This window comes from Microcoleus sp. B13-B6, assembly GCF_036705405.1.
Classification (GTDB): domain Bacteria; phylum Cyanobacteriota; class Cyanobacteriia; order Cyanobacteriales; family Microcoleaceae; genus Microcoleus.
Genome location: NZ_JAUBUJ010000111.1, coordinates 20960 through 27376 on the forward strand (window position 1 = coordinate 20960; position 6417 = coordinate 27376).

A 6417-nucleotide genomic window follows, 5' to 3' on the forward strand; every position below is an offset into this window, starting at 1 on the left:
CTGTTAACTGTTAACTGTGGACTAATGACTAATGACTAATGACTAATGACTAATGACTAATGACTAATGACTAATGACTAATTGTATGCAATAATACTGATATTGATAATATAAGGCAAGTAAGTCAATGTCTGTCATTGCAGTAGTGGACTATGACATGGGCAATCTGCACTCGGTCTGTAAAGGCTTGGAAAATGTGGGTGCAGTGCCAAAAATTACAGATTCTCCTGCTATAATCGAGCAGGCTGATGCGGTGGTTTTGCCGGGGGTGGGTTCGTTTGACCCGGCAATGCAGAATTTACGATCGCGCAATTTGATAGAACCGATAAAAAGGGCGATCGCCTCGGGAAAACCTTTTTTAGGCATTTGTTTGGGTTTGCAAATTCTGTTTGAAAGTTCCGAAGAAGGTGTAGAACCGGGATTGGGCGTTATTGCGGGAAAAGTGCGCCGATTTCGATCGGAACCGGGTTTGACAATTCCCCACATGGGATGGAATCAATTGGAATTTACTCAGCCGAATTTGCCGCTGTGGCAAAATTTACCGTCTGATCCTTGGGTTTATTTCGTGCATTCTTATTATGTCGATCCAGTTGATTTGGAAGTGCGATCGGCAATTGTGACTCACGGTAGTCAAAACGTGACGGCGGCTATAGCTAAAGATAATCTGATGGCCGTGCAGTTTCACCCGGAAAAGTCTTCGAGTACGGGATTGCAAATGCTGTCAAATTTTGTCAGTCTGGTGAGGGAAAAAGTACCTGCTTAGGTGGCATGAATCTTAAAAAAAACCCGGTAGATTGCCGAAACCGGGTTTGACATTTTTAAAAGTCTTTTTCCTTCTTCTTTCTTCCTGACATCCGTTACATCTGAGATGTTGCACCATTCTCAATTACTTGTTTAGGAACAGGCAAGATGCCTGTTCCACAAGAAAATTTACTCTTTGTGGAACAGGCATCTTGCCTGTTCTTGAGAATGGTGCAAGATGTGAGTTACATCCGTTACATCCGTTACAGAATCCGTTGCCGAACTTCCTTCTTCCTTCTTCCTAAATGACTTTAAGAATCAGTGGCAATCGCCAAATCAAAACCCTGCCGGGACTCGCAACTCGCCCTACACCTTCGCGAGTCAGAGAAGCTTTATTTAATATTTGGCAAGGGACGATCGCAGATTGCAGATGGCTTGACATTTGTACAGGCAGTGGTTCGATGGGTGCAGAAGCTTTGTGTCGTCAAGCCGCGAGTGTCACTGGCATCGAACAGTCGGCGAAAGCTTGTGCGATTATCCGCGAAAACTGGGAGAAAATAGCAGACTCGTCCCAAACATTCCAAATACTGCGGGGAAACGCGACGGCGAAGTTGGCGGCACTAGCGGGGCAGCAGTTCGATCGCATTTACTTCGATCCGCCCTACGCCAGCGACTTGTACGAACCTGTGTTAAACACGATCGCCAGCCAAGAAATGCTAGCACTCCTCGGCGAAATGGCCGTCGAACACAGCCCGGAGCGATCGACACAACCAATTTCCGGCCTAGAAATTTGCCGCCATAAAATATACGGCAATACAGCATTAACCTTCTATACCCGCAGTTGCTGAGAGGCTCAAACCGCAGCAGCGTCACTCCTGCAGGCAAAAAGAAACCGGGTTTCCTGGCGTTGGCGCCCCCGGTACTAAAAGTTTTTCCATTGCGTACAATACAAATTTTTCCGATGAAGTTAAGCTTGGTGCGTAGGTTGTCAAAGCAAGTTGCTTCAGCAATTGACGAAATAAATGGAGTTTAGGCTGAAAATAAAGACTTTCAGTTGTAACATGAACCCAAACTGTGAGTGTGAATATTCCTAAAGGAGTGAATATGGTTCAGACACCTTCGCGCCCTCGTGGCAGCGAGTTTCCGGCTGCTAACTCGGTACAGCCAGTCAAACGCGATACGATTCTGGTGGGAGATAGCCTCCCCCTGCCCAATACCAAACTCTTCGGAACAGACGGCATTCGCGGGAAAGTTGGAGAATTGCTGAATGCACCCCTAGCCCTGCAAGTGGGCTTCTGGGCTGGACAAGTTCTACGGCAAAATTCCCCCAACCAGGGGCCTGTGATTTTGGGGCAAGACAGCAGGAATTCCAGCGATATGCTGGCAATGGCACTGTCAGCGGGTTTGACAGCCGCCGGTTTAGAAGTTTGGAATTTGGGATTGTGTCCCACTCCCTGCGTTGCTTATCTGGCAAGCGTTTCGGAGTCGGTCGGCGGAGTGATGATTTCGGCTTCTCACAATCCCCCAGAAGACAACGGCATTAAATTTTTCGGCTCAAACGGCTCCAAGCTGTCGCAGCAGTTGCAGGAACAAATCGAAGCGGGAATCCGGGGGGCAAAGGTTCCAATTGCTAGCTTGGGTTTGGGACACCACTACCATCGGTCTGAGTTGGTTAAAGATTATGCCACTTCCCTCTGTGATTCGCTGCAACAGATGAATTTGGAGGGAATGCGGATAGTTTTGGATTTGGCTTGGGGGGCGGCCGCGGGTTTGGCGCCGGCGGTGTTCGCGCAAATGGGGGCGGATGTTATCTGTTTGCACGACTCTCCTGATGGCGATCGTATTAATGTTAACTGCGGTTCTACTCATCTCGACAGTTTGCAAGCGGCTGTTTTGGAACACAATGCCGATTTGGGCTTTGCTTTTGACGGCGATGCCGATCGAGTTTTGTGTGTTGACAACCAAGGTCGAACGATTGACGGCGATTACATTCTTTATCTGTGGGGCCGGCAGTTACGCGACTCCGAACAGTTACCATCCAATTTAATTATTTCTACTGTAATGGCTAACCTCGGCTTCGAGCGAGCTTGGGAAGAATTGGGGGGCAAACTAACTAGAACCAACGTCGGAGATCAGTACGTTCACGCTGAAATGCAGCGCACTGGTGCGATGTTGGGCGGCGAACAGTCGGGACACATTCTTTGTCCGCATTACGGTATCAGCGGCGACGGTTTGCTGACGGCTTTGCATTTGGCTTCGCTGGTGCGCCAGTCCGGGGAATCTTTGGCACAATTGGTAAGTGGCAGTTTCCAAACTTATCCGCAGTTGCTGCGGAATATTCGGGTGGACGATCGCGAAAAACGCCTGAAATGGCACGAGTGCGAGGCAATGCAAAGTGCGATCGAACGTGCTACAACAGCAATGGGAGAACAGGGACGGGTTTTGGTTCGCGCTTCTGGCACTGAACCGCTCATGCGAGTTATGGTGGAAGCTGCTAGCGCCGAATTGGCTAATTTCTGGACTGAAAATTTAGTTTTAGCCGTTCAGCAACACATAGCCATCTGATGGAAAGGGGGAATTCCTAAAACTTTTGAGTTTTGAGTTTTGAGTTTTGAGTTGAAATCTTTTAATTCAAAATTCATAAATCAAAATTTCTAACTATTAATTTCGAGTTTTAATCAACTTCTCCAAAAATAACGAGGGGGGCAGGTATCCTGCCTACCCTTAACTTTATTTTCACTCAATTGTGTGATGATGATTTCTGTTGTGATACCCACCTACAACCGCGAGCAACCTCTGCGAGAGACATTGGCTGATGCGATTGGGCAAAATTACCCGAATTTTGAAGTGCTGGTAATCGATCAAACTCGCACCCACGAATCAGAAACTCAAGTTTATTTAGAGGAATTGGCAAATGCTGGCAAAATTCGCTGGTTTAGAGTAGATTGGGCGAGTTTGCCGGCTGCTCGAAATTATGCAGTGCGGCGCGCAGTGGGAGAGATTATTTTATTTATTGATGATGATGTACAATTGCCAGATGGTTTTTTGGCTGCTCACGCTGACAACTATTTAGAAAAACCCGATGTGGGATGTGTGGCGGGCAGGGTTTTTGACAGAATGAAACTGGATAATTCTGGAGGCGATTTGGCGATCGAATATTTGCCCTCAGAAGCTATGGATGCGGGCATTGCCTGGTATTTTATCGATTTGGTGCATACAGTAAAACCGCAGCAGGTGCTCTCGGCTAGAGGCTGCAATATGTCATTTCGTCGGCAGGTTTTTGCCGAGTGCGGGCTGAGGTTTGACGAGCGGTTTGCAGGGAGTGCGGTGCGGGAGGAGTCGGATTTTTGTTTGAGATTGCGATCGACTGGCATGAAAATTTGGTACGATCCCAATGCGTGTTTAGTTCACTTGGGGGAAGAGAGCGGGGGCTGTCACGATGTCAGCACGCGATCGATCGAGTATCAAGTCACATTTTATCACAACCATTTCCTCATGGGATTGAAAAATTTAACAGCCTTTCAATGCCTGCGATTTTTTGCCAAACTGTTTGACTGCCACGTTTGGGGAAATCCACCTTGTTATAAAAGCCACTCGCCCATTAAAATTATAACTAGATTTGCTTTTTATATCCTGGGTTTTCTCAGTGCTATAAATACACTAATTCAATCTCTGTGGAATGATGGACAAACTTACACCCATCAAGACAAGATTAACGCTCAATAATTCCCAATTCCCCATTCCCAATTCCCCATGCCCAATGCCCCATTCCCAATGCCCAATGCCCCATTCCCAATGCCCAATGCCCCATGCCCCATTCCCCATTCCCCATTCCCAATAAATGAGAATTCTCGTGGCTAGTCACACCTATATTGTGGACATTAATCGGGAAAAATTCAAGATATTAGCCAACCTAGAACCCGATATTGAAGTAACAGTTGTAGTGCCGCAGCGTTGGAAACCGGGAGGCGTACAAAATAAAATTATAGAAACGCAATTTTATGAAAAAGGCTCATTTAAAGTAGTCCCCGTCTCCAACTTTAGTCAAAACAATCAAGGGTTGCTAACTTTTGGTATAGATTTAATTGAAGTTCTGCAAAAAATTAAACCGCAGATAATTCAAGTTGAACAAGGTGCAAAATCTCTTGCTTGCGCTCAGTTAATCTTACTCAATAAACTCCTAAAACTGCAAGCAAAAAATATATTATTTACTTGGTGGAATCTGCCTTATCAATTGAATTGGCCCGTTTCAGTCTTAGAAAATTACAATCTTCAGCACACCGACGGAATTATTGCAGGCAACCTAGATGGAGCTAAAATTTTGCGGCAGCGGGGCTATCAAGGTGCGGTAAAAGTAATGCCACAACTCGGCGTAGATGAAACTTTGTTTCGCCCCACTGGTAAAGACGCTGATTTATCGCGCAGCTTTGGCATTAAACCGACCGATTTTGTGGTAGGATTTGTAGGTCGATTTGTCGAAGAAAAAGGATTGTTGACTTTAGCTGAAGCCTTGGCAGGGTTGAAAAAAAGCTCTTGGAAGTGGCTGTTAGTAGGACAAGGAAAATTGCGGAAGCACCTCGCCGAAAAATGTATTGAAGGGGGAATCAGCGACCGAATAATCTGGGTAGAAAGCGTTTCCCACGAAGAAATTCCCCCTTACATTAACTTAATGAACTGTTTGGTATTGCCCTCGCAAACCAGCTATAAATTCAAAACTCTGACCACGGTGGGCTGGAAAGAACAATTCGGTCACGTTTTAATTGAAGCGATGGCCTGTCACATTCCGGTTATTGGTTCCGACTGCGGGGAAATTCCCCACGTCATCGGCGATGCGGGGTTATTATTCCCAGAAGGAAATGCAGGGGTTTTGCGAGAGTGTTTGCAGAAATTGATGGAGCGGCGGGAGTTGGCGGCCGATTTGGGCGATCGGGGTTATCATAGAGCGATGAGCAATTATACAAATAAAGCTTTAGCTGAGCAGTTATTGGACTTCTACAAAGAATTGTTGTAACTTTTAGCAGTATAATGCAAGTGTTAAATAAAAACTGTAGTAAATGTCTATTCCTTCCGAGATACGCTCTTTGGTTGACGAACTCTACCAGGTACTAGACGATAGCGATCGCCAAGCAACGCAGGGACTTTTTGCACTTAGAAGAGCAATGTCTCTTTTTCCCCAGAATGAAATACTGATGCAATACTTTTCTTCGATCAGTAATTTTCAATTCTGCGTATCAGGTGTTCGCTTACAAGCAGAGCACATTGTGGGCAATGTATTGATGGCTGGTGTGCCCGATGAAGATGTTCAAAAAGCAGGAGATTATTTAGCAGCCTTGCTACATATGGCTCCTGAATCGAAAATTATGATAGACAAAGTAGTTGAGAGATTAGAAGCATTGCCATGAAACAATTACCAGATGAAAGCCAACTCCTGGAAATCCTGGAAATTGTGAAAGCCGCGGAAGCAAAAGCCAGTGAAATGTATGAATTTTCCAAGACAATGGCTCACAATACCCAAATTACAGCAACAAAGAGAGAGGAAGCTGAACAGCTAGACGGGCAGCCTTTTGCAGATAATTAAATTTGTAAGGGGAGATGTTGGTAAGCTGTTGCACATTTAAACTGTGATACAATCATTACCCTTATTTTTGATTTTGCGACCCCATTTAATTATTAATT

9 protein-coding genes are annotated in these 6417 nt (G+C 45.6%); 8 read left to right on the forward strand and 1 reads right to left on the reverse strand.

What is annotated here, in order from left to right; all coding sequences use genetic code 11:
* The first annotated feature begins 127 nt into the window (after nt 1-127).
* The 5 genes from hisH (at nt 128) to hpsN (ending at nt 4467) form a co-directional block, all read left to right on the forward strand.
* A complete protein-coding gene (hisH, locus tag QUB35_RS33035; RefSeq protein WP_333123944.1) occupies nt 128-763 on the forward strand; it encodes an imidazole glycerol phosphate synthase subunit HisH in 636 nt (211 codons plus the stop codon).
* Nucleotides 764-909: 146 nt separating this feature from the next.
* Nucleotides 910-1050, forward strand: coding sequence for a hypothetical protein (locus QUB35_RS33040; protein ID WP_333146291.1), 141 nt, complete (start codon nt 910-912; stop codon nt 1048-1050).
* A complete protein-coding gene (gene rsmD / locus QUB35_RS33045) occupies nt 1047-1589 on the forward strand; it encodes a 16S rRNA (guanine(966)-N(2))-methyltransferase RsmD (protein ID WP_333146293.1) in 543 nt (180 codons plus the stop codon). The genes QUB35_RS33040 and rsmD overlap by 4 nt, the downstream gene beginning before the upstream one ends.
* A 256-nt stretch (nt 1590-1845) precedes the next feature.
* The gene (gene glmM / locus QUB35_RS33050; RefSeq protein ID WP_333146296.1) at nt 1846-3306 is read left to right on the forward strand and encodes a phosphoglucosamine mutase; all 1461 of its coding nucleotides are present in this window, start codon (nt 1846-1848) and stop codon (nt 3304-3306) included.
* 186 nt (nt 3307-3492) lie between these two features.
* A complete protein-coding gene (gene hpsN / locus QUB35_RS33055) occupies nt 3493-4467 on the forward strand; it encodes a hormogonium polysaccharide biosynthesis glycosyltransferase HpsN (RefSeq protein ID WP_333146298.1) in 975 nt (324 codons plus the stop codon).
* Here the strand turns inward: hpsN and QUB35_RS33060 are convergent.
* Nucleotides 4454-4606: a hypothetical protein gene (locus QUB35_RS33060; RefSeq protein WP_333146306.1), complete on the reverse strand. Its 153-nt coding sequence runs from the start codon at nt 4604-4606 to the stop codon at nt 4454-4456. The two genes, hpsN and QUB35_RS33060, sit on opposite strands and share 14 nt — an antisense overlap.
* On the opposite strand from QUB35_RS33060, the gene hpsO reads away from it, so the two are divergent.
* Genes hpsO through QUB35_RS33075 form a run of 3 tightly spaced genes read left to right on the forward strand, consistent with a single transcriptional unit; the run spans nt 4583 to nt 6319 of the window.
* Complete coding sequence (hpsO, locus tag QUB35_RS33065) at nt 4583-5752, forward strand: hormogonium polysaccharide biosynthesis glycosyltransferase HpsO (RefSeq protein ID WP_333146300.1); 1170 nt, start codon at nt 4583-4585, stop codon at nt 5750-5752. The two genes, QUB35_RS33060 and hpsO, sit on opposite strands and share 24 nt — an antisense overlap.
* A 43-nt stretch (nt 5753-5795) precedes the next feature.
* Nucleotides 5796-6143 (forward strand): hypothetical protein, encoded by a 348-nt coding sequence (locus QUB35_RS33070; protein WP_333146302.1) that lies wholly within the window; start codon nt 5796-5798, stop codon nt 6141-6143.
* Nucleotides 6140-6319, forward strand: a complete 180-nt coding sequence (locus QUB35_RS33075; protein WP_333146304.1) for a hypothetical protein — start codon at nt 6140-6142, stop codon at nt 6317-6319. Before QUB35_RS33070 ends, QUB35_RS33075 begins: the two co-directional genes overlap by 4 nt.
* The last annotated feature ends 98 nt before the right edge of the window (nt 6320-6417 follow it).